The organism is Glutamicibacter sp. AGC46, assembly GCF_053543715.1.
In genome coordinates, this window is sequence record NZ_JBLVOJ010000009.1 from 210,575 (window position 1) to 233,651 (window position 23,077).

The 23,077-nt window shown below is 63.8% G+C and carries 20 protein-coding genes; 10 read left to right on the forward strand and 10 right to left on the reverse strand.

The annotated features are described in order from the left end of the window. Window positions 1-57: 57 nt before the first annotated feature. Window positions 58-831, reverse strand: a complete 774-nt coding sequence (locus ACNPM8_RS04115; RefSeq protein WP_402697091.1) for an IclR family transcriptional regulator — start codon at window positions 829-831, stop codon at window positions 58-60. A 217-nt stretch (window positions 832-1,048) separates the two neighbouring features. Between ACNPM8_RS04115 and ACNPM8_RS04120 the strand changes: the two genes are divergently transcribed. From ACNPM8_RS04120 to ACNPM8_RS04135, 4 genes are all read left to right on the forward strand, one after another. Next, window positions 1,049-2,434, forward strand: a complete 1,386-nt coding sequence (locus ACNPM8_RS04120) for a malic enzyme-like NAD(P)-binding protein (RefSeq protein WP_448939338.1) — start codon at window positions 1,049-1,051, stop codon at window positions 2,432-2,434. 79 nt (window positions 2,435-2,513) lie between these two features. Beyond that, a complete protein-coding gene (gene aceB / locus ACNPM8_RS04125) occupies window positions 2,514-4,145 on the forward strand; it encodes a malate synthase A (RefSeq protein WP_448939339.1) in 1,632 nt (543 codons plus the stop codon). Beyond that, on the forward strand, window positions 4,142-5,395 hold the full coding sequence (locus tag ACNPM8_RS04130) for a DUF6986 family protein (RefSeq protein ID WP_448939340.1): 1,254 nt from the start codon (window positions 4,142-4,144) through the stop codon (window positions 5,393-5,395). Before aceB ends, ACNPM8_RS04130 begins: the two co-directional genes overlap by 4 nt. 10 nt (window positions 5,396-5,405) lie before the next feature. Beyond that, the gene (locus tag ACNPM8_RS04135; RefSeq protein ID WP_105656506.1) at window positions 5,406-6,242 is read left to right on the forward strand and encodes a bifunctional allantoicase/(S)-ureidoglycine aminohydrolase; all 837 of its coding nucleotides are present in this window, start codon (window positions 5,406-5,408) and stop codon (window positions 6,240-6,242) included. 459 nt (window positions 6,243-6,701) lie between these two features. On the opposite strand, the gene ACNPM8_RS04140 is transcribed toward ACNPM8_RS04135, so the two are convergent. From ACNPM8_RS04140 to ACNPM8_RS04150, 3 genes are all read right to left on the reverse strand, one after another. After that, on the reverse strand, window positions 6,702-7,757 hold the full coding sequence (locus tag ACNPM8_RS04140; protein WP_448939341.1) for a CobW family GTP-binding protein: 1,056 nt from the start codon (window positions 7,755-7,757) through the stop codon (window positions 6,702-6,704). Between the two features lie 93 nt (window positions 7,758-7,850). Continuing rightward, window positions 7,851-8,195 (reverse strand): hypothetical protein, encoded by a 345-nt coding sequence (locus tag ACNPM8_RS04145; protein WP_448939342.1) that lies wholly within the window; start codon window positions 8,193-8,195, stop codon window positions 7,851-7,853. A gap of 72 nt (window positions 8,196-8,267) precedes the next feature. Beyond that, window positions 8,268-8,549, reverse strand: a complete 282-nt coding sequence (locus ACNPM8_RS04150) for a maleylpyruvate isomerase family mycothiol-dependent enzyme (protein WP_448939343.1) — start codon at window positions 8,547-8,549, stop codon at window positions 8,268-8,270. Window positions 8,550-8,762: 213 nt separating this feature from the next. Here ACNPM8_RS04150 and ACNPM8_RS04155 point away from each other — a divergent pair, with 213 nt between their 5' ends. Then, the gene (locus tag ACNPM8_RS04155; protein WP_388024790.1) at window positions 8,763-10,547 is read left to right on the forward strand and encodes a plasmid pRiA4b ORF-3 family protein; all 1,785 of its coding nucleotides are present in this window, start codon (window positions 8,763-8,765) and stop codon (window positions 10,545-10,547) included. A 99-nt stretch (window positions 10,548-10,646) separates the two neighbouring features. Here the strand turns inward: ACNPM8_RS04155 and ACNPM8_RS04160 are convergent, their stop codons facing one another. Continuing rightward, window positions 10,647-10,799 (reverse strand): hypothetical protein, encoded by a 153-nt coding sequence (locus ACNPM8_RS04160; protein ID WP_388024792.1) that lies wholly within the window; start codon window positions 10,797-10,799, stop codon window positions 10,647-10,649. 98 nt (window positions 10,800-10,897) lie between these two features. Further along, a complete protein-coding gene (locus ACNPM8_RS04165; protein ID WP_208294242.1) occupies window positions 10,898-11,920 on the reverse strand; it encodes a LacI family DNA-binding transcriptional regulator in 1,023 nt (340 codons plus the stop codon). Window positions 11,921-12,172: 252 nt separating this feature from the next. On the opposite strand from ACNPM8_RS04165, the gene ACNPM8_RS04170 reads away from it, so the two are divergent. The 5 genes from ACNPM8_RS04170 to ACNPM8_RS04190 are packed head-to-tail and all read left to right on the forward strand — an operon-like array spanning window position 12,173 to window position 18,616. Beyond that, window positions 12,173-12,520: an L-rhamnose mutarotase gene (locus ACNPM8_RS04170; RefSeq protein ID WP_105656501.1), complete on the forward strand. Its 348-nt coding sequence runs from the start codon at window positions 12,173-12,175 to the stop codon at window positions 12,518-12,520. A gap of 33 nt (window positions 12,521-12,553) precedes the next feature. Further along, window positions 12,554-13,726: an L-rhamnose isomerase gene (rhaI, locus tag ACNPM8_RS04175; protein WP_105656500.1), complete on the forward strand. Its 1,173-nt coding sequence runs from the start codon at window positions 12,554-12,556 to the stop codon at window positions 13,724-13,726. A 2-nt stretch (window positions 13,727-13,728) separates the two neighbouring features. Further along, complete coding sequence (locus tag ACNPM8_RS04180) at window positions 13,729-15,036, forward strand: MFS transporter (RefSeq protein ID WP_332730802.1); 1,308 nt, start codon at window positions 13,729-13,731, stop codon at window positions 15,034-15,036. A 47-nt stretch (window positions 15,037-15,083) separates the two neighbouring features. Next, complete coding sequence (locus tag ACNPM8_RS04185) at window positions 15,084-17,135, forward strand: bifunctional aldolase/short-chain dehydrogenase (protein WP_448939391.1); 2,052 nt, start codon at window positions 15,084-15,086, stop codon at window positions 17,133-17,135. Further along, window positions 17,132-18,616 carry a rhamnulokinase gene (locus ACNPM8_RS04190; RefSeq protein WP_105656499.1) on the forward strand — a complete coding sequence of 495 codons (1,485 nt, stop codon included), beginning with the start codon at window positions 17,132-17,134 and terminating at the stop codon, window positions 18,614-18,616. The genes ACNPM8_RS04185 and ACNPM8_RS04190 overlap by 4 nt, the downstream gene beginning before the upstream one ends. A 65-nt stretch (window positions 18,617-18,681) precedes the next feature. Here ACNPM8_RS04190 and ACNPM8_RS04195 read toward each other — a convergent pair whose 3' ends face one another. The 4 genes from ACNPM8_RS04195 to ACNPM8_RS04210 all read right to left on the reverse strand — a co-directional run bounded on the left by ACNPM8_RS04195 (window position 18,682) and on the right by ACNPM8_RS04210 (window position 23,035). After that, window positions 18,682-19,338, reverse strand: coding sequence for a class I SAM-dependent methyltransferase (locus ACNPM8_RS04195; RefSeq protein WP_388024795.1), 657 nt, complete (start codon window positions 19,336-19,338; stop codon window positions 18,682-18,684). Between the two features lie 102 nt (window positions 19,339-19,440). Then, a complete protein-coding gene (locus ACNPM8_RS04200) occupies window positions 19,441-21,258 on the reverse strand; it encodes a cytochrome b/b6 domain-containing protein (RefSeq protein ID WP_388024796.1) in 1,818 nt (605 codons plus the stop codon). A 5-nt stretch (window positions 21,259-21,263) separates the two neighbouring features. Further along, on the reverse strand, window positions 21,264-22,244 hold the full coding sequence (locus ACNPM8_RS04205; RefSeq protein ID WP_388024923.1) for an electron transfer flavoprotein subunit alpha/FixB family protein: 981 nt from the start codon (window positions 22,242-22,244) through the stop codon (window positions 21,264-21,266). Window positions 22,245-22,258: 14 nt separating this feature from the next. Further along, entirely contained in the window at window positions 22,259-23,035 is a 777-nt protein-coding gene (locus ACNPM8_RS04210; RefSeq protein ID WP_105656495.1) for an electron transfer flavoprotein subunit beta/FixA family protein, read from the reverse strand. Window positions 23,036-23,077 lie beyond the last annotated feature (42 nt).

Sequence of the window (23,077 nt, forward strand, 5' to 3'; positions counted from 1 at the left end):
TGCCATCGACTGCCCCGGCGGGCATCTTTGCTTGCGTGCCGGAATCGCCAAGCGCGGCTAGTCCGCCGCGGCCACCAGCTGGCGTCCCAGCTCGCGGGCCGCCTCCTGCAATACCGGCACCGCGCTGACGATGAAGGCCTCGTCAACGCGGGTCACCGGCCCGGAAACCGAGATGGCCATCGGCGTTGGTGCGCCCGGTACTGGCACGGCGATGCAGCGAACCCCTAGTTCCTGCTCTTCCTCGTCGATGGCGTAGCCGCGTTCGCGGGTGGCCTCGACATCGGTGAACAGCTTGCCCAGGGTGGTGATGGTGTTCGCGGTCTTCGGGGGCATGCCCGCCTGCGAGACCAAACGCTGCACGCGCTCGTCATCCAGCACCGAGAGCACGGCCTTGCCGACCCCGGAATTGTGCAGCATGGCGCGGCGTCCGACTTCGGTGATCATGCGCATCGAATGGGCTGACTGCACCTGGGCGATGTAGGTGACCATGTCTCCGTCGAGCACCGCGATATTCGCCGATTCGCCCAGCTTCGCGACCAGATCCTTCAGCGCAGGGGAGGCCAAGGCGCCCAGCTGGCGGTTGGCTACTTCGCCCAGCCGGATCAGCCGCGGGCCCAGTGAATAGCGGCGGTTGGGCAGCTGGCGCACGTAGCCCACGCCGACCAGGGTGCGCAGCAGGCGGTGGATGGTCGGCAATGGCAGGGGAGTATCGGCGGCAAGCTCGCTGAGCGCGGCTTCGCCGCCGGCACGGGCGATGACTTCCAGGAGCTCGAAAGCACGTTCGACGGACTGGACTCCGCCGGTGGTGGACTTGCTGGAAGTCTGCGTCATCTTTGCTCCTATATAAAGGCACTGGTTTCGGAAGAGGGCTGCGCATTACTTCTACGATGCGAAATCCTAGTCCCAAGAATAGCGCAGAATCAGGCTTTTCTTCCACGATCCGATATTAACTCGGCAAAAAATCATGCTGGGCGCCACAAAACACTCTTGCATTTTCATTTTGAGGATAATAGTATCCACTATACGGAAACTTTTACAGGAGGATCAGATGGCAGCACCAAGCCCGGGATATTCACTCACGCTTCGCGTCCAGACACCTGCGTCGATTACCGCGACCAGCGAGCTGGCCGGCGCGGTCGGTGCGGCCGGCGCGCACATCACGGCCCTGGATGTCACCGAGTCCAACCACACCCACATGGTGGTGGACGTTTCCTGCAACACCACCGACGTGGCCCACGGCGAGACCGTGCGCGCGGCGCTGGATAGCCTCGATGGCGTGAGCGTGCGCAACGTCTCGGACCGCACCTTCCTGATGCACCTTGGCGGCAAGCTCTCGGTGACCCCCAAGGTCGCCCTGCGCAACCGCGATGACCTCTCCCGCGCCTACACCCCGGGTGTCGCCCGCGTCTGCATGGCCATCGCCGAGAACCCTGCCGATGCCCGCAACCTGACGGTCAAGCGCAACACCATCGCCGTGGTCACCGACGGCTCGGCCGTGCTGGGGCTGGGCAATATCGGCCCGGCTGCAGCCCTGCCGGTCATGGAAGGCAAGGCGGCGCTGTTCAAGCAGTTCGCCGATGTCGATGCCTGGCCGGTCTGCCTGGACACCCAGGACACCGAGGAGATCATCATGATCGTCAAGGCCCTGGCACCGGTCTACGGCGGGGTGAACCTCGAAGACATCGCCGCCCCGCGCTGCTTCGAAATCGAGGCCCGGCTGCGCGAAGAACTGGACATCCCGGTCTTCCACGACGACCAGCACGGCACCGCAATTGTCACCCTGGCCGCGCTGCTCAACGCGGTGAAGGTCGTGGACAAGAAGATCGAGGACCTGCGCATCGTGGTCTCCGGGGTCGGCGCGGCCGGCAACGCGATCATCCAGCTGCTCATGGCCCGCGGCGCACAGAACATCATCGCCTGCGGACGCAGTGGCGCGATCACCCGCAACGAAGCCTACGCCGATGCGCACCGCACCTGGCTGGCGGAAAACACCAATCCGCAGAACTTCACCGGCACCCTGAAGGAAGCCATCGCCGGCGCGGATGTCTTCATCGGCGTCTCGGCCCCGAACGTGCTGGACGAAGCCGATATCGCCGCCATGAACGAGCGCGCCATCGTCTTCGCCATGGCCAACCCGGATCCCGAGGTGGACCCGGAACTGGCCGGCCGCCACGCGGCGGTGGTCGCCACCGGGCGCAGCGACTTCCCCAACCAGATCAACAACGTCCTGGCATTCCCAGGTTTCTTCCGCGGGCTGCTGGATGCAGGCGTCACCGAGATCACCGACGCCATGCTCCTGGCCGCCGCGGACGCTATTGCCGCGCGGGTCAGCGAATCAGAGCTGAACCCCGGATTCATCATCCCGTCGGTATTCGACCCACAGGTCGCCTCCGATGTGGCCATGGCAGTGCAGGACGCAGCCGCCGCCAAGTAGGCGCTGCGCAGCAAGACCCTAGGGTGCATGTCAACGCACCCTTCATTGGAACAGAGCACAAGAGGTTAAGGAACAACCCATGAGTATTGAAATCACCAGCATCCCCGACGCCGCCGATGCCCAGCAGATCCTCTCGGGCGAAGCGCTGGCCTTCATCGAGAAGCTGCACCAGAAGTTCGCTGGCACCCGCGATCAGCTGCTGGCCGCACGCGGCGTGCGCCGCCGGCAGTTCTCCGATGCCAAGTCCATCGACTTCGATCCGCAGACCGAATCCGTGCGCACCGGCGACTGGAAGGTCGCCGAAGCCCCAGAGGCGCTGCGCGACCGCCGCGTGGAGATCACCGGCCCGGCCTCCCCGGCCAAGATGGCCATCAACGCGCTGAACTCCGGCGCCAAGGTCTGGCTGGCCGACCTGGAAGATGCTTCCACTCCGAGCTGGTTCAATGTCATCGATGCGATCTCCAATCTCTCGGCCGCCGCCCGGGGCACCTTGGCCTTCACCGATGCGAAAACCGGCAAGTCCTACGCGCTGCGCACCGACGCCCCGCGCGCGGTCGTGGTGGTCCGCCCCCGCGGCTGGCACCTGCCGGAGAACAATGTGCTCATCGACGGCAAGCCGGCGGTCGGTGCACTGATCGACTTCGGCCTGCACTTCTTCCACAATGCCAAGGTGCTCGCCGAATCGGGACAGGGCCCGTTCTACTACCTGCCGAAGATGGAGCACTACCTGGAATCGCGCCTGTGGAACGAGGTCTTCACCTTCGCCCAGGCCGAGCTGGGCATCGCCCACGGCACCGTGCGCGCCACCATGCTCATCGAGACCATCCCGGCCGCCTTCCAGATGGAGGAATTCCTCTACGAATTGCGCGAGCACGCCTCTGGCCTGAACGCGGGCCGCTGGGACTACCTGTTCTCCATCATCAAGACCTTCCGCGAAGCCGGCGAAGCGTTCATCATGCCCGACCGCTCGGCCGTATCGATGACCGCGCCGATGATGCGCGCCTACACCGAGCTGCTGGTCAAGACCTGCCACAAGCGCGGGGCTTTCGCCATGGGCGGCATGGCGGCGTTCATCCCGAACCGCCGCGAACCAGAAGTTACCGCCGCCGCCTTCGACAAGGTCCGCGAGGACAAGTCCCGTGAGGCCAACGACGGATTCGACGGCTCCTGGGTCGCCCACCCGGACCTGGTCGAGCTGTGCAAGGAGATTTTCGACGCGAAGCTCGGCGAGAAGGCGAACCAGATCGACCGCCAGCGCCCGGAAGTCGAGGTCACCGCGGCCCAGCTGCTGGACGTGGCCAGCGCACCTGGCGATGTCACCGAGGCCGGCGTGCGCGCCAACCTCTACGTGGCAGTGAACTACGTGGCCGTGTGGCTCTCGGGCAACGGCGCGGTCGCCATCCACAACCTGATGGAAGACGCCGCCACCGCGGAGATCTCGCGCTCGCAGATCTGGCAGCAGATCCGCAACCAGGTGGTCGCCGCCGACACCGGCAACACCATCACCGCCGAACTGGTTGCTGGCATTCTCGCCGAAGAGGTTGAACGCCTGCGCGCGGAGGTCGACAATGAAGAGCACTTCAACGCCTACTACCAGCCGGCAGCGGAACTGATCGCGAAACTGACCAGCGGCAAGGACGAGGATTTCGCGGACTTCCTCACCACCCCAGCCTACGAACTCTTGGAAAAGGAATACGTGACCAAGCCATGAGCAACACCTTCGATGAGTCCACGCTTGCCAGCGTAGAAGCAAAGCTGGCCGCCACCGACCGGCTGCTGGAAACCTCCTACCCGGGGGATACCGGAGCCCGCCAGCCGATCCATACCGTGTACGTCCCCGGGGACAAGTACACCGTGGACCTCCCAGAACGTTGGGGCCACAACGCAGTAGCCACTGCCGGAGGACTGATTGGCCTATCCGCCTTGGCGGCCAAGCTCAAGCTGGCCGAACCAGAGCGCTTGGCGGAACTGGTTGGCGCGAAGCTGGCAAGCGAACCCATCGAAGATCTGCGCCTCGATTTCGAGGACGGCTACGGCAACCGCACGGATGCCGAGGAGGACGCCGCAGTGCTTGCCGCGGCCGACTCGGTATCCGCCGCGGTGGCCGCCGGCAAGGCCCCGGCCTGCATCGGCATCCGCTTCAAATGCTTTGAAGCACCCACCCGGGCCCGCGGGATCCGCACCCTGGATCTGTTCATCACCCGGCTTGTGGCCAACGGTCCGCTGCCCGAGGGCTTGCGCCTGACTCTGCCCAAGGTGACCACCGTGGCCCAGGTCGAGTCCATGGTCTACCTGGCCGAAAAGCTGGAAGAAGCCCACGGGCTGGAAGCCGGACGCATCCGCTTCGAAGTGCAGGTGGAAACCCCGCAGGTCATCCTTGCCGCGAACGGAACCCATCCGGTGGCCCAGCTGATCGCCTCCGGCAAGGGTCGGGTATCCTCGCTGCACTACGGCACCTACGACTACTCCGCGTCGCTGGGCGTGGCCGCCGGATACCAGTCCATGGAGCACCCGGTAGCGGACTTCGCCAAGGACGTCATGCAGGTGGCCGTGGCCGGCACCGGGGTGGAACTGTCCGACGGCTCCACCAACATCATCCCGGCCGGCGACCCGGAGAACATTGCGGCCGCCTGGGAACTGCACGCCCGCCTGGTCTCCCGCCACCTGTCCCGCGGCATCTACCAGGGCTGGGACATGCACGAGAACCAGCTGGTCACCCGCTACCTGGCCACCTTCGCCTTCTTCCGCGAGGGCCTGCAGGCAGCCGGAACCCGGTTGCGCAACTACGTCCACCAGATCAACTCGGCCATCATGGACGAGCCGGCCACCGCACGGGCCCTGGCCCGCTACATCCACCGCGGCGTGGCCTGCGGTGCGGTGAGCGCCGACGAGGTCACCGAACTAGCCCAGATCACCCTGCCCGAACTCGAGGCGATCGCCTTGAACCGCTCCCACGCCTAAGGACAACACCATGACTGTTCCAGCCATCCAGAACTCCTCGTCGTACTACTCGGACTTCGGCGGCCACCCGCCGCAGAGCGATCTGCTCACCGACCGGGCCATCGTCACCGAGGCCTATACCGTGATCCCCAAGGGCGTGCTGCGCGACATCGTCACCAGCGTCTTCCCCGAGTGGACCAACACCCGTGCCTGGGTGCTCAACCGCCCGGTCGCCGGCGGGGCCACCACCTTCTCCCAAGCCATCGTGGAAGTTGCCCCGGGCGGCGGCGCCACCAAGCCGGAGCCGCAGGCCCAGGTGCAGGGATTCATCTTCGTGCTCACCGGGCAGCTGACCCTTCTCATCGAGGGCACCGAACATGTGCTGGTGGACGGCGGCTTCGCCTACCTGCCAGCCGGCGCTACGTGGTCCGCCCGCAATGACGGCACCGAGACCACCAGCTTCCACTGGCTGCGCAAGCGCTACGAAGTGCTTGAAGGCGTCGCCGCACCGGCTCCCGTGGTGGGCAATGAGCGCGACATCGAACCTGGCCCGATGCCGGGCACCGATGGCAAGTGGCGCACCACCCGCATGCTCGACCCCAACGATGTGGCCTTCGACTTCGGCGTGAATATCGTGACCTTCGAACCAGGCGCATCCATCCCGTTCGCCGAAACCCATGTCATGGAGCACGGCCTGTACGTGCTGGAAGGCAAGGGCGTCTACCGGATGAATGGCGACTGGGTCGAGGTCGAGGCCGGGGACTACATGTCGCTGCGCGCCTTCTGCCCGCAGGCTTGCTACGCCGGCGGCCCGGAGAACTTCCGCTACCTGCTCTACAAGGACCAGAACCGCCAGATCGCGTTGTAAGCGTTCATTTCCAGAGACTGCCGGGGCCGCACCCCGCGCTGACCCGCCGGCCATCGGCGCACCGTGTCCATTTCATGTTCCAGTGATGTTTCTTTTGCTCGGACATGGTGGGCTGACGGCAGGGTCGCGCGGGATGCGGCCTTCGGTTTTGGCGACCCGGGGCTGTTTCGTGAAGATCCAAGGATCACTTGGAACCGCTCATCGAAACCATCGGCAATACCGGGCGTCATCCCGGCAATCGCGGGGAGCACGGAATCGTCCAACGTTGGACGGGTTGGAATTGGGACTCATCACTGGAGTCGCGGGCAGCACTTGAGTTATTTCCGAAGGCTTGGCCTGTTTGGGACGTGCCCCTATGCACCGGGCGCGAACTGGATGCGAACGCGGCTCGATGTTGCAGGTCGAGACGGGGCAGCGGATGCCCTCGTTGCCAACTCGCAGGCATCAGTGCCGCAGCAGCTAGAACTCTTCAGCGTCAACCTTGGCCGGAGCATCTGCTGCATCGCTGCTCAAAATCAACCGTCGTTCCAAACGGGTGAGATTTCCCGGCGAAGGATCAAGTCGTGCTGGTTCCAAGGCGGCCGCTAATGCCGCGCCAACCGCTTCCTCGTCCAAGTTCATTCCCACGGCGACCAGCGCGTCATCGGCCGGATCGCTGTGGGCCGCTGCTTTCGCGAAATGGATCTGCCGGCCCACCATATTGACCAGGAAGCGCTGCGTGCCGCGATCGGTGCGCAGTTTTACATGCCCCTTGAGCCGGTAGGCCGCAGCAGGCGGGTGCTCCAGCAGGTCCAAGAGGGCACCCGGATCCGCCGCTTCGGGGCAGCGCACCGTCACCGCGTTGGCGTGCGGAGCATGCTCGTGGTCGTGGTGCGGGCGGGAGGCAGCCGCCAACGGCAACTCGTCGATCGGGTCTTCGTTCAGGGCGATGTCGAAGACCAGCTCGGGGTCTATGGCGGCGTGCGACGCCGGGATGATGGCCACGTGCGGGTTGATTTCGCGGATCCGTCCGCTGATCCTGGCCAGGACCGCGTCGCGGTGTTCCGGGGCAATGCGGTCCAGCTTGTTGACCACCGCCATGCTGGTGGCGCTGAAGCGGGCCGGGGCCATCGCCGCGGTATCCACGGTGTGCTCATGCTCCACCGCGTCGATCACGTCGATGATGCCGCCGAAGCGTACCCCGTGGGCCTTGCCGAAACGCAGCAGCCGATCCACGTTCAGCGGGTCGGCCGCGCCGCTGGCCTCCACGATGATGGCATCCAGGCGCAGCTTCGGCTGGCCCAGCTTCTCCAGCAGCTCGTCCAGGTCGCTGCTATCGGACAGGCAGCAAACGCAGCCGCCGGCAATGGATTCGGCCGCATCGATCTGGCCGGTGATCAGCCCGGTATCCACGTTGACCTTGCCGATGTCGTTGATGATGACCCCGACGCGGGTACCCGGGCGGGTCAGCAAGCGGTTGAGCAGGCTGGTCTTGCCTGCACCCAGATATCCGGTGAGCACGATGACAGGGATCAATGCCGGCTCCTTTTCACTTCGACAAGCGGGCCGAATCCATTCTCCTTGCAGGGCCAACCGTTGCCGCGTGCTGACACGCCTGCCAGAAGATGGTTACCAGGAAGGCAAAACCGGAATCGGGCCATCGGCCTCGATATGCCGGGCCTGGCCGCGGGCCAGCCATTCGATCAAGCCTTCGCGGTCCGAGCGCACCTTCAGCGCGCCATCGCCGATGACCCATTCGTCGCCCTCTTCGGTCACCAGCGTCATGCCCGGAGCGTTCTTCACGCGCATAGTCCGCACGGCGGCCTCGACGGCGTTCTCCTGGGAATCCGGATCGGCTTCCTCGATGGTCCACGCGGTATCCAGATCATGGTGGTGGATGACCACCTCTGAGATGCGCAGGGCCACGATGGAGGTCGCCGGAATGATCTTGCCGTGAAGGTCCACCTCTTCCACGGCCAGTTCGCCGCTGAGCCGTTCGCACTGCTCGGCGAAGTATGCGGCGGCGTCCTGGAACTTCTTGACCAGTTACTCGCGCGGCAGGGCCGCCAGCTCGTCGATCTCCGCGTCGCGGGCCTCGCGCGAGGCGTAGAGCTCCTGCGGTTCTCCGCTGGTGGCCCAGTCGATGAGCTTGACCAGGCTCCGGCCGTTGGAGGCCAAGTGCGCAATGACCTGCGCCCGGCTCCAGCCTTCGCACAGCGAGGCGGCGGCCATTTCTTCGCTGGACAGGGTTTCGATCGTGGCCGACATCATCGCGGTTTCGCGGTTGAGTCGTGACAGGTCCGAGTGCAAACGAGCAGTATTGATCATGAAGTCACCCTACCAACGCGGGCGCTCCAGCAGTACGGGTTACGCCATAGATATCGAAAGCGACTCGATTCATATCCGCGCCGTGCGGGCCCTGGCGGTGCCTGGCTGCGACGGCAGGAAGCTGTCCAGCAGAACACGTGCCAGGCATGCTTCTTCAGGAACCAGCAGCCACGTAGCCTAGGGGGAGAAGCAAACGACCAGGAAAGCAGTCCGATGGCGAAGAAAAAGAAGAAGCAGAAGCCCAAGCAGGGGCATCCGGCACGCCTGCAAGAGGGCGTCGTCTCCCTGGACCGGGTGAAGGTGGGGCGCGGCCTGGACGCGCTCACGCCGCAGTTCGTACGCTGGTTCTCCGAGAACCGCGATGACCCAGAACTGGCCCTGATGGTCCTTGCCGCAGTGCGCGAAACCCTGGGCATCTACGCCGAAGTCGTCGGCCTGGACAAGGTTACCGATTTTGATCCGCCCAAACTGCTGGCAGTGCTCAGCTCGATGATTGAATTCGAAGAGGCCGAGAATCCCGATGCCGCCGATAATGGGCTGGGAACCATGATCTATATGGCCTGGGCGGATTACGTCGAGTTCTTGCGCGATGCCGGTCTGTGGGAGCGCGAGGCCGAAAGCCTGGAGTGGTTCCGGAAGTCGCTGGAAGCCCAGGATCCATTCGCCGGTGATGACGGCATCGATGAAAACGATGAAATTGACGAGATCATGGCATCTGACGAGGCCTCTCAAGCGGCCCTGGCTGAAATCGCCGCCATGCCGATCAGCAAGCTGGGCCGTGCCTTCTTGGCTTGGACCCTCACCGAGGGCAAGAATCTGTGGGCCAGCTTGCCGGCGCCTGAATTCTTGGAAACGGCCGCAATAGCGCTCGCCGACCAGCTGCCTCCGGAAGTCCACGAATCGCGCAGGGGCCTGATGGTTGCGGTCGTGCTCTCGGCACTGGAATCGGTCAGCGCCATCAAGCTGCCCGAACAGGGCAAGCCGGAGCGCGGCGTGACGTACGAAGACATCATGCAGCATGAAGACGCCGACTCCTTCGAGCCGAACTTCTACTTCATCCAGGCCTGCCTGGACTCGTTGCTGGAAAAGCCGGAAGGCGGCGATGACGCCAGCCTTGAAGCCTGGGGGCTGGCAGCTTTCTGGATCGTCGAGGGGATCGAAGGCAACCCGCATCGCGTGGCTGACCCGCGAGATGATCAATGGTCGCCAAAGGTATGGGAAACCGCGCATGTGCGCATGCATGAACTGCGCGTACTTGGCCTTATCGAAGATGGCGAAGCGTACTCGGTGCCCACTATCGTCCGCCTGGCGATTACCGACGTTGAACAGGACCTGCTCGATGAGGATGAATTCGACGACACCGATCTCGACGCGATGTTCGGGCCGGACGATGACGAGCCGAAACGCCTGAAGCGCGAAACACCGTATACCGGCAAGGTGCTGCAGCTGAAGCTGACCCTCAAGGACGCCAAGCCGCCGATCTGGCGTCGCGTGCTGGTGCCCATGGACCTGAACCTTGGCGACCTGCACGACATCATCCAAGCGAGCTTCGACTGGTACGACGGGCACCTGCACAGCTTCTACGAGGGTGGCTTCGGCGGCACTTCATATGGTCCAGAGATTGACGACATGGACTACCAGAAGAACGAAGCGGAAACCCTGGTTTCCTCGTTGCTGCAGAAGGAAAAAGACCGCCTGGATTACCTGTACGACTTCGGGGACAACTGGGAAGTGCGCATCGACGTCGAGAAGATCCTGGATGCCGATGGCGGCCAGCTGCCGCGATGCACCGGCGGCCGGCGCATGGCTCCGATGGAGGACAGCGGCGGGATCGGTGGCTGGGAAGCCAAGCTGGATATTCTCGATGATCCGACGGACCCGGAGTACGAGGAAGTGCAAGACTGGCTTTCGAACTTCGGTTACGAAGAGGAATACGAGATCGATCCGGCGTATTTCAACAAGGACGAAGTCAATGCCCACCTGGAGTTCGAGTTCTAGGCGGCTGATTCAAGCCAGTGAACATGCCCGTGGGTTGCCAAACTTTCAAACTTGGCAACCCACGGGCATTTTTGGTTTTCGGCTGGTTGGCCCTCTGGCCTAGTCGTCGTCTAGCGCGGCTCCATGCGGCGTCGCTCCGCCTTCATCGGTCCAGTCCTGGCCAACTTCATTATTCAAAGCAGGGTCGGAAATGGTATCGGGCTCTTCGGCCTCTGCCTTGTGCAGTCGGGCTTCAGGGTTGTTCTCGCTCATAAATCCATCCCTCTCGTTGCTTGGAATGCCAACCTAGCAAGAACCGCTGGGCATCAGAAGCTGCAGAACCCGCTTTTCAGGAACCCCTAAGGTAAACGTCAGCGCGCTTGGCTCGGGGCCACAGTCGATGCACGGATAACGAGCTTGGGAGTGAAAACGAATTGCTCGCGGACCGCTTGATCGCCCGCTTCTGCTTCGCGCAGCAAGACGTCGACAGCGGTTCGCCCGATTTCTTCTGCTGGCTGGCGCACGGTGGTAATCGGGATGACGGCCGACTCGGCGAAGTCGATATTGTCGTATCCCACCAGAGCAATATCCTCGGGAACACTGAGTTCGCCGGACATCACCAGAGCCTGCAGGATGCCCAACGCGAGCAGGTCGTTGGCCGCAAAGATCCCGTCGGGGCGCTGTGCAGGATCCATGGCAAGAATACGCTCTCCGGCTGCCCGTCCTTCCAGCACAGTCAGGTTCTTGGTAGGCATGTGCTCCAGCACGGCATCCGGGGCTTGGGCCAATACCGATTGGGCTCCCGTTAATCGGTGCTGGACCTGTTCGATGCTCTGCGGTCCGCCGACGAAGGTGATCCGCTTTCTGCCAATGTCCAGCAGGTGCCGTACGGCAATTCTTCCGCCTTCCACATCGTCCACGGAGACCGATGAAAAGCTGCGGTCGCCACTTCCGCGGTCCACCAGCACCACTGGCGTGCCCGCTTCGCGGATCCGCCAGAGCCGGCTCAAGTCGCTGTGCAAGGGGGAGATGAGTACTCCGGCGACGCGTTGCTCTTCGAAGAGATCCAGCAGTTGCTGTTCGGTGCTCAGGGAATTGTCGCTGGCTCCCATCAGCACGGTGTAGCCGTTGTCCAGGGCACGATGCTGGGCGCCCTGGGTGACGTCCATGAAGAACGGGTTGCGTGCATCGAGGACGACGAGCCCGAAGCTCCGGCTGCGGCCGGCACGCAGTTGCCTGGCCGCATCGTTGCGGACAAAGCCGAGCTTCTCGATGGCTGCGGTGACCTTGGAAACGGTGTGTTCGGAAACAACCTGGGGCCGGTTGAGCACGTTGGAGACGGTGCCTACGGAAACGCCCGCCTCGGCGGCAACTTCCTTGACGCTGACGGCCACAGAGCTTTCCTGTTCTTCGGTGAGTTGTTCTTCTGCGAGTATAACTGGCGCACGGATGGGAACTGGAATCCCGACAGCTTTTTGAAAGGATTCAAAAGAATGCGGCATTCGCTCGACCGACCGCTTGCAATTCAAGTGTGACCTGCTCTACACTCGAATTTCGAAGCGATTGAAACGATTCATTTTTGTGCAAAGCGAATCGGATCGCACAGTTTTGCCCACCCAGTTCCAGCGGTCCGGAAGAGTAGTACGATGCGAGTTTGCTTTCAATTGCAGGTCAATCCCGACCTGATCGACGAGTATGTGTCGCGCCACCGGGAAGTGTGGCCGCAGATGCTCCAAGCCATCGAAGAAGCCGGGCGTCGCAACTACTCACTCTTTCTGCGCGAGGACGGGTTGCTGATCGGCTATTACGAAACCGATGACGACAGCGCTGCCCAGGCCGCCTTGGACTCCGACCCGCGCACCGCAGCGTGGGAAGCGGAAATGAGCCGATTCTTCCTCAGCCTGGGCGGCCGGCCAGATCAGCAAGCGCCGCGTCTGCGCGAGGTCTTCAATCTCGAAAACCAGCTGGCCGCACTTGCCGCATCCCAGCAGTAGAAGCCCGCAGAATTACTAGAAATGGAGAGTTCCATGAGCTCGAAGCTGAGCCCTGAGCACCTGCAAATCCTTGACCGCCTTGCCATCGAAGTCCCTTCCTGGGCCTATGGAAATTCGGGCACCCGCTTCAAGGTCTATTCGACCCCCGGGACCCCGCGCGATCCCTTCGAAAAAATCGCCGATGCGGCTGAAGTCAACCGATTGACCGGACTGGCTCCCTCGGTGGCCCTGCACATTCCGTGGGACAAGGTCGAGGACTTCACCGTGCTGCGCGAGCATGCGGAAGGCCTGGGCGTCAGCCTCGGAACCATCAATTCGAATACCTTCCAGGATGACGATTACAAGTTCGGCGCCTTGACCCATGAGGATCCGAAGATCCGCCGCAAGGCAATCGACCACCACCTCGAATGCATCGACGTAATGGATGCCACCGGAAGCCAGGATCTGAAAATCTGGCTGGCAGAGGGCTCGAACTATCCAGGCCAAGCGGATATGCGAGGGCGCCAGGACCGGCTAGGCGATTCGCTGGCCGAAATATATGCGCGGCTTTCCGGAGACCAGCGCCTGGTGCTGGAGTACAAGTTCTTCGAACCGTCCTTCTACCACACCGACGTGCCCGACTGGGGAACGTCCTATGCCCAGGTTGCGGCCTTGGGGGATCGGGCCATGGTTTGCCTGGACACCGGGCACCATGCGCCAGGCACCAATATCGAGTTCATCGTGATGCAGCTGCTGCGGCTTGGCAAGCTCGGATCCTTCGACTTCAATTCCCGCTTCTACGCGGATGACGACTTGATCGTTGGCTCGGCAGACCCGTATCAGCTGTTCCGCATCATGGCCGAGGTGATCCGCGGTGGCGGACTGGACCAGGACACGCCTGTGGCCTTCATGCTCGATCAGTGCCACAACGTGGAGAACAAGATCCTGGGCCAGATCAGAAGCGTCCAGAACGTGCAGGAAATGACGGCCCGGGCGTTGCTGATCGACCGCGTAGCGCTGACTGAAGCACAGATTTCCGGTGATGTCCTGGCCGCCAACGAGATCTTCATGGATGCCTTCTACACCGACGTGCGGGCCGACCTGGAAGCATGGCGCGCAACGCGCGGCCTGCCAGCCGATCCGATGCAGGCCTTCCGCACCTCCGATTACCAGAGCCGAATCGAAGCATCGCGCGCTGGTGGCGTGCAAGCAGGATGGGGAGCCTGATCATGAGCACCGCAGCAAAGAAGCGCGGCATCTCCGGGTGGAAAGCCACCATTGCCGTAGCCATGAGCAATTACATAGAAGCCGGAGCCATCATTGCGCTGGCCACCAGCCTCAGCCTGTGGCAGGGCGCGTTCGGATTCGACGACGCGCTGGTCGGTGTCATCGCTGCCGTGTCGGCCAACGCGTTCGGCGCGGCCCTGGGTGCACTGATCGGCGGACCGCTCTGCGACCGTCTGGGCCGCAAGTTCATCTATACCTACGACCTGATCGTGTTCATGGTCGGCGCCCTGATGATCACCTTCTCCTCCGGTACGAGCCTGCTGATCATCGGCGTGGTCCTCATGGGCATTGCCGTGGGCGCAGGCGTTCCAGCCTCCTGGACCTACATTGCCGAGGAGGCTCCGCAGGAATCGCGTGCTGCGCACGTGGGCACCGCTCAGCTGGCGTGGTCGATTGGCCCAGCCATCGGTTTCGCGCTGGCGATCCTGGTTGAGCCTTGGGGCGTGAACGGCTCCCGGGCAATCTTCTTCCATCTTTTCCTGATCGCCGCTGTCACTTGGTGGGTCCGCCGCGGATTGCCCGAGTCCAGGAGGTGGAAGGAGCAACGTGCCGCGGAAACGGCTGCTGGCGTGAAAGCCTCGTTCTTCTCCGGCATGCGCGGGCTGCTGGCCGACCGCCGCAACTGGAGCGCGCTCTTCTTCCTGCTCGGCGTCTATGGGCTATGGAATACCGTGGCAGGGCAGGCTGGCATTTTCCAGCCTCGCGTCTATGCTGCCGCTGGCGTTGAATCCGCTACCCAGCAGAACCTGCTCCAGGTGCTGGTCTGGGTGCTGACCGCCGCCGCAACCTATTTCGGATTCATGAAATACGGAGACCAGGTCTCGCGGCGTTGGCTCTACTTCGGTGGCGCCCTGCTGGGTGTTGCGGCCTGGACCGTGCTGATCTTCGCTCCTCCAGGTGCCTTCTCCCTGCTGTTCTACGCAGTGGCCTGGGGCATCTCGGCGGGTATCGGCGCGCAGGCTTTCTACGGGCTATGGACCGCGGAGCTCTTCGCCACGCGCTACCGCGCCAGTGCACAGGGCGTGCTGTTCATGCTTGCCCGGGTGCTTGTCGGCCTGCTCTCGTTGGTGTTCCCGGTACTGCTCACCAACCTGGGCTTGGAAAAGCTTGGCCTGCTGATCATCGGCCTGCTGGTCGTCGCGTTGCTGATCGGCACCATTTGGGCGCCGGAAACGCGCGGCAAGTCGCTGGAAGAGATCGAACTGGAGCGCTATGGATATGAAACCAGGGCCACCAAAGTCGACGCCTGAGAACCACTGCCCCCATGCACACTAACGAGTCGGAAGACAAGAACACCATGAGCAACACCATCGCGACACGCACCACCGCACAGGAACTGATTCAACGATCCAACCGGTTGGGTGCAGACAAGAAGAACACCAACTACGCCGGTGGAAACACCTCGGCCAAGGGCACCGCGAAAGACCCGGTCACCGGTGAGCAAATTGAGCTGCTCTGGGTCAAGGGATCGGGCGGGGACCTCGGCACGTTGACCGAAAAGGGGCTGTCGACCCTGCGCCTGGACCGCATGCGCTCGCTGGTGGACGCCTACCCGGGCGTGGAGCGCGAAGACGAGATGGTCGCGGCCTTCGATTACTGCCTGCACGGCAAGGGAGGCGCCGCGCCATCCATTGATACCGCAATGCATGGGCTGGTCAACGCAAACCACGTCGACCACTTGCACCCGGACTCCGGCATTGCCATTGCCACTGCCAAGGACGGCCGGGAGCTGACCGCAAGGATCTTCGGCGACAAGGTGGCTTGGGTTGACTGGCGCCGCCCCGGATTCCAGCTGGGACTGGATATTGCCGCGATCAAGGACGCCAATCCGCAGGCCGTGGGCTGCATCCTCGGCGGCCATGGCATCACCGCCTGGGGAGATACCTCCCAGGAATCCGAGTCCAACTCGCTGTGGATCATCGACACCGCCGCTGCCTACCTTGACGAGCACGGCGCACCGGAGCCCTTCGGTCCTGTGGTTCCCGGATTCGAGCCGCTGGACGAGGAGGAGCGCCGGACCCGCGCCGCCGCATTGGCCCCGAGCATCCGCGGCCTGGCCAGCACCGACAAGCCCATGGTGGGGCACTTCAGCGATGATCAGCGAGTCCTGGATTTCCTCTCGCGCCAGAAGCTGGCGCAGCTGGCGGCCCTGGGCACCAGCTGCCCGGACCACTTCCTGCGCACCAAGATCAAGCCGATGGTGCTGGATCTTCCCGCTACCGCAGGCGTATCGGAGCAGATCGCTCGCCTGGAAGAACTGCATGCGCAGTACCGTGCTGACTACCAGGCCTACTACGAGGCCCACAAGGACCTGGACTCTCCGGCGATGCGCGGGGCCGACCCGCTGATCGTGCTGGTCCCGGGCGTCGGCATGTTCTCCTATGGGGCGAATAAGCAGACCGCACGGGTCGCTGGCGAGTTCTACCTCAATGCCATCAACGTCATGCGCGGCGCCGAAGCGGTCTCCAGCTATACGCCGATTTCCGATGCCGAGAAGTTCCGCATTGAATACTGGGCGCTGGAGGAAGCCAAGCTGCAGCGCATGCCCAAGCCCAAATCCCATGCCGGGCGCATCGCCCTGGTCACCGGTGCCGCGTCGGGCATCGGCAAGGCCGTGGCGCAGCGGCTGGCAGCCGAGGGAGCCTGCGTGGTCATCGCAGACCTGGACCTGGACAAGGCGCAGGCCGCCGCGGCGGAGCTGGGTACAGCAGATGTGGCCGTTGGCGGCGCCGCCAACGTGGCCGATGCGCACGCCGTGCAACGTGCCATCGATGAGGCGGTGCTGGCATTTGGCGGATTGGACCTGGTGGTGAACAACGCGGGCCTCTCGCTTTCAAAGCCCTTGCTGGAAACCACCGAGGCCGACTGGGACCTGCAGCATGATGTGATGGCCAAGGGATCGTTCCTGGTTTCCAAGGCCGCGGCCAAGGTGCTGATCGAGCAGAAGCTCGGCGGCGATATCATCTACATTTCCTCCAAGAACTCGGTCTTCGCAGGTCCGAACAATATTGCCTACTCGGCCACGAAGGCCGACCAGGCGCATCAGGTGCGCTTGCTGGCCGTGGAATTGGGCGAGCATGGCGTGCGCGTGAACGGCATCAACCCCGATGGCGTAGTGCGCGGCTCCGGGATCTTCGCCTCCGGCTGGGGTGCCCAGCGTGCGGCGACCTATGGCGTGGCAGAGGAGGATCTGGGGCAGTTCTACGCAAACCGCACGATCCTGAAGCGCGAGGTCATCCCGGAGAACATTGCCGATGCCGTGTTCGTGCTGACCGGGCCGGAACTGACCCGGACCACCGGATTGCACATTCCGGTGGATTCCGGAGTGGCGGCAGCCTTCCTGCGATGAGCAAGCAAGCAGAGAGCGCGCCGGTCGCAGCTATCGACCTCGGCGCCACCAGCGGACGTGTCATGATCGGCCAGATGGTGGACGGGAAGCTCCAGCTCACTGCCGTCCACCGTTTCGCCAACGGACCGGTTCCGCTGTCGAGCCTGGAACCAGGGGCGCGGCAAGAAGCGCTGGCCTGGGATATCGATGAGCTCTGGGCGCAAATTCGCCACGGCCTCTCGCTGGCTTTCGCACAGCGCGGGGATATCGCCAGCATCGGGGTGGACTCCTGGGCGGTGGACTATGCGTTGCTCAAGGACGGCAAGCGCCTGGGAGAAGTGCGGCATTACCGGGATCCGCGCAATGAGCGCGCGGTTGCTGCGCTGGAACAGAAATTCAGCCGGCGCGAGTTGTTTGCACGCAATGGGCTGCAATTCCTTCCGTTCAACACCGTGTACCAGTTGCAAGCCGAGAAGTTGGAAAACCGGTTGGCGAACGCCGAGGCGCTGCTGCTGGTTCCCGACTATTTCAACTGGATGCTCACAGGGCATCGGCGCAGCGAGTGGACGAACGCTTCCACTACCGGGTTGCTGAACCACAGCACCGGTACATGGGACGAGGATCTGGTTGCTGAACTGGGGCTTTCGGGAAAGCTCGCGCAGCTAGTGCACCCTGGCCAGCCGGTGGGCGCACTGCTGCCCGAGCTGGCTGCGGAATTCGGAGCCAGCCACGAAGTCCAGGTAGTGGCGGTCGCTTCCCATGACACGGCCAGCGCAGTGGTCGCGACCCCGCTCTCCAGCGGGCAATCCGCCTATATCTCTTGCGGAACGTGGGGATTGGTTGGTGTGGAGCTGGACCGCCCGGTACTCACCGAGCAAGCGCATCAAGCGGGATTCACCAACGAGCTGGGGCTGGATTCCAGTGTCCGGTTCCTGAAGAACGTCGCCGGAACCTTTCTGCTCAGCGAGTCGATCCGCCAATGGAACGACGACGCGGAAGCCGCCGGAAGGGAAGAAACCAGCTTGGAGCAGCTCCTTGCCGAGGCCGCGGAATTGCCTGTTCCGCAGGTGCTGATCGATCCTCAAAGCGAGCGGTTCCTGGCTCCTGGCCAGATGGCCCAGCGCATCTGCGATGCGGTGGAAGCCGCCGGCGGGCAGCGCCCGTGCTCACCTGCCGAAGTGATCAGGGTGGTCGTCGAGTCGCTGGCTCAGAGTTTCGCCCGCCAAGCTGCAGAAGCCGCGCGGTTGGGTGGATTCGAGCTGGAGAACATCCATATTGTCGGAGGCGGCTCGCAAGGCCAGCTGCTGTGCCAGCGCACTGCAGACCATGCGCGCGTGCCGGTCATTTCCGGACCCGTGGAATGCACCGCCCTGGGCAACGTGCTCGTGCAGTTGCAAGCGGCTATGCCTGCGGGCGGTGATGCATTGAACCTGCGCGACGTGGTGCGCGACTCGGTGCCGCTAGGCGCCTACGCCCCGTCGCAGGCCCTGAAGCTGGCCTAGATCCGTGTGGGATATCTAGGCCGTCGTTGACCCTCCAGCCCGATGGGGCTGGAGGGTCGAACTTTTTACACCTTGCGCTGCACGAATACCACGGCATCCTCCAGGGTCGCCGGATTGCCATCGGGACCGATGATGGTGCGTTCGCGGACCTCGGCGCACAGCACCTCCCACTGCGCCGGATCCAGAGCCAAAGCTTCCAGTTCCTTTTCGGGGCTGGGGAACACGGGCATCTGGTGATCGGGCTTGCTGGCGAAGGACGGCATCGATGCATGGGACAGGGCCAGCAGGTGGCCGCCGGGTGCGACCAGGGTCGCTGCCTTGCGCAGGAAGCTGGCGCGAGGGAATTCAAAGGGTGCCTGGAAGAAGCTCAAGGTCACCAGGTCGAAGGTTTCCCCGGTATTCCACGCAGCCAGATCCGAGGCGATGAAGCGGGTCTGCCCCGCGTCCAGACCGTGCTTGGCCGCTTCTTCCTGCGCGCGCTTCACCGCGGTGGGCGAGATGTCGACCCCGGTAGCCTTCCAGCCATGGGAGGCCAGCCACAGCGCATCGCCTCCCTCCCCGCAGCCGATATCCAGCGACGTGCCGGGGGCCAGCGGGGCGACAAGGTTCTCGATGACCTGGTTGACCTTGCCTGACCAGACCCGCTCGGACTGGCCGTAGTGGTTCTCCCAGAAGGCGACATCATCATGTTCTTTGGTGTGGTGTTCGTGGTGTTGGCTCATTTTCGTTGTTCCCCATTCGTCAGTAAGGCCGTTGTTATCGACCCTACTGACGATCGACCCCATGCGCGATCAGTTTTGCGCCAGAGGCAAGAATCGCTGCTCCTACCTTGCACTGACCTTGCCGAAGAGCCGGGCAATGGATGCGAGGATCATTGGCCGGCAGGCCAGCCAGGCGCCGGCGATTACGAGCAGCGAGAGCGCGAAGAAGAGCAGTCCGGTCCAGTTATCCGCGTACGCGGCTGGATCCGTGGAACCCTGGGCCGCGTACATGTGGTTCAGGTTGCGCAGCGCCCCGGTGGAGAACACCAGGATCACGTGCACGAGGATGAACACAGCGAAGTACAGCATGGTTGGGAAGTGCAGCGCGCGGGCAACCTCGATCGGGTACTTCGCGGTCAGTGCTGGCATGTTCTTCGGCCAGAAGGCGCTGAGCCGGAAGCCGGTGATCGCCGCGACCGGGGCCGCGATGAACACGGTGGTGAAGTAGGCCAGCTGCTGCAGCGAGTTGTAATTCACCCAGCCGTTTTCGGTGGGCCAATCCAGCGTCAGGTACTGCAAGGCCGCCGAAATCGCGTTGGGGAAGACCTCCCAAGACGTCGGGACGATGCGCATCCAGTGGCCTGTGGCGAACAGCAGCACGAGGAACACCAGGCCATTGATGATCCACAGCAGGTCAAGACCCTGATGCAGCCAGAGGTTGATGCTCACCTTCGGGCTGCGCTTCGACGACCAATAGGCAGGCGGCTTCTTCTGGTGCCTGACCAGCATGCCAGAACGGATGATCAGGACCATCAGGAAGAAGTTGAAGAAGTGGTTCCATGCCAGCCAGCCAGGGAACCCGAGAGGTGCCGAGTCCGGCAGGTGGTACTCACCCGGGTAGCGTTCCATGAATGACTCCACGGCATCGATGCCGGCAATGCCGCGGGCAACGAGCACCACGGCAGTGGCGATGCCCAAGGCGCAGAATGCGCCAAGGATTCCAGCCAGCACCCACTGCTTGGTCGTCAGCGGGCCATGCTTGGCCGCTTCTTTCTTGCTCTTCGCCGCTGCCTGGGGTGCCGGCTTGCTCGCGCGCCCGGGGGTCAGCGCGTTACTTGCCGCGGCTGCTGGCGCGGCAGGTTCCTGCGCACCCATGCGGGTACGGGCAGAAGCAGCCTGCACCTCGGCGGCCGCAGGCTCCGAGACCAGCGCGGCGCCGGATGCCTGGCCCACCGGATCCGCGGGTGCTGCCTCTGCCCTCGGCGGGATGGCCGGTGCGGCCTGGGCCTGGGCAGCTTCCGCAACCGGTGCCGGCGGGAGCGCAGGCGCTGGAGCCGCTGGAGCTGCGGCAACAACGGGAGCTGCCACGAATGAACTTGGCGGCCACGGTTCTGCACCGGCGGTGCGCGGCAGGCCACGGCGAACTGCTGGTGCCCCGGCACTGGAAACCGCTGTGGCCGGGGCGGTACCCGCGGTGGCAACTGGTTCGGGGGCCGCCGGCGCTGATTCAGCTACCGGTTCGGCAACCGGTTCGCCAACTAGCTCGGCAACCGGCTCAGGTGCTGGTGCAGCGGAAGCGTTCTGCGATGCGGCTGGAGCGTTCGCGGCGACCGGCGTTCCCGCAGGCGGCCACGGTCCGCCGCCGGCAACCCGTGGCAGGCCCTGGCGAAGAAGCCCGGCAACCGCGCCCTGATCTGCAACAGGTTCCGCGGCCGGTGCGCTGGCTGCGGAACTAGCAGATGCTTGGCCAGGCGTTGGTTCCGCAGGCACCGACGGGCCAACGGGCTGGTCGAGAACTGGTTCTGCAGCATCCTCGACCGCGCTAGGCCCTGCCGGGACCGCGGCGCCTGCAGCGGGAGCGAACAGCTCGGCTGGCGGCCAGGGATCGCCGCCGGCCACGCGCGGCAGCCCCTGGCGGATGGATTGGTTTGGTGCGTTCATGGCGATCAGGCCTTGCGTGCTTCCAAGGCGGAAATCAGTTGGGGCACGACCTTGAAGACATCCCCCACCACGCCGAAGTCGGCGATCTCGAAGATCGGTGCATCGGCATCCTTGTTGATGGCGATGATGGTCTTGGCGGTCTGCATGCCCGCCTTGTGCTGGATGGCTCCGGAAATGCCCAGTGCCACGTACAGCTGGGGAGAAACTGCCACGCCGGTCTGGCCCACCTGGGCGGCATGCTCGACGTATCCGGCATCCACCGCCGCACGCGACGCGCCCACGGCAGCACCCAAGGCATCGGCCAGCTGGTGCACCAGGTCGAACTGCTCCGCGCTGCCCAACCCGCGGCCACCGGAGACCACGCGTGCCGCGGAACGCAGCTCGGGACGGGTGGATGCCGTTTCGGCCGTTCTCAGTTCCTTGACCTCGACCTCCGGCTTGGCGCTGGCGGCTACCTCCAGCGGGATCGCGCTCGCCGGTTGGGCCTGGGCACGCTCTTCGATGCTGCCCACGCGCACGGTGATCACCGGCGCGCCGAAGGTCGGGGCGCTGTGGGTCGAATACGCGCCGCCGTAGATCGAGTGGGCTGCGATGATTCCCTGGTCATCACGCGAAACACCGAGCGCATCGACGCTCAGCGCCAAGCGGTGGCGCACCGCGAAGCGTGCGGCCACTTCGCGCGAAGCCAGGGTATGCCCCAGCAGTACGGCTTGTGGCTGGATTTGCGCGAAGGCCTGCTGCAGCGCGTCAGCCATCGGCGCGGTCAGCACCGGAGAATCGACGGCGGCGGTGAGTACCTGCGCGGCGCCAGACTCGCTGGCTTGCGCCGCCAGGGTATCAAGGGATCCGGCCGGAGCGGCGAGAAGCGCTACCGGGGTGCCCACGGCAGAGGCGGCGCCGAGCAGTTCCGCGTGGTTCTTGGCCAGCGTTCCAGTGGCCGTGGTCTCGAGGAAAACAAGAATTGAATCAGAAGCAAAGGAAGTCATGGTTTTCTTTCCGCTCACACCAGGTTGTTCTTGACGAGGAATTCGGCCACTGCGTTACCGGCATCGCCGTCATCGGCAATGACAGTTCCGGCGGTGCGGGGCGGGCGCTGGGCCACCGAAACCATGATGGAACGCGCAGTATCCGCAGGCAGGGACTCGACGCCCAAATCGGCCAGGGACAGGGACTCGACCGGTTTCTTCTTCGCGGCCATGATGCCCTTGAAATTCGGGAAGCGGGCATCTGGCAATGCCTCGGTGATCGAAGCGACCGCTGGCAATGGAGCGCTGATCTGGGCGGCAGCGCCATCCAGCTCGCGCAATCCGCTGATAGCGCCGTCGGCAATTTCTACCGAGGACAACGAGGTCGCCGCCGGAAGATCAAGCAGCTCGGCCAGCATGACCGGGAGCATGCCCGCGGAGCCGTCGGTGGACATGTTGCCGGTGAGGACCAGATCGTAGCTGCCTCGGCGCAAAGCCGCCGCCAGGACCTGCGCGGTGAGGACCAGATCGGCGCCGAGAAGCTCCTCGTCGCTGATATGCACGGCGCTGGCAGCACCCATGGCCAAACCCTTGCGCAGGGTGGCCTGAGCTGAATCCGGGCCCATGGTCAGCACGGTGATTTCAGTTCCAGGGTTCGCATCAGCATGCTTCAGCGCAACTTCCAGGGTCCGCTCGCCGATTTCATCGAGCACCACTTCTGAAGCGGCACGGTCGGCCAGGCCGGTCTCCAGATCCAGCAGGCGGTCCTCTCCGGTATCTGGGACTTCTTTGATCAAAACCGCGATCTTCATTATTTTCTCCCTCTTATCGCAGTAGCATCTGCCAGGACAGCC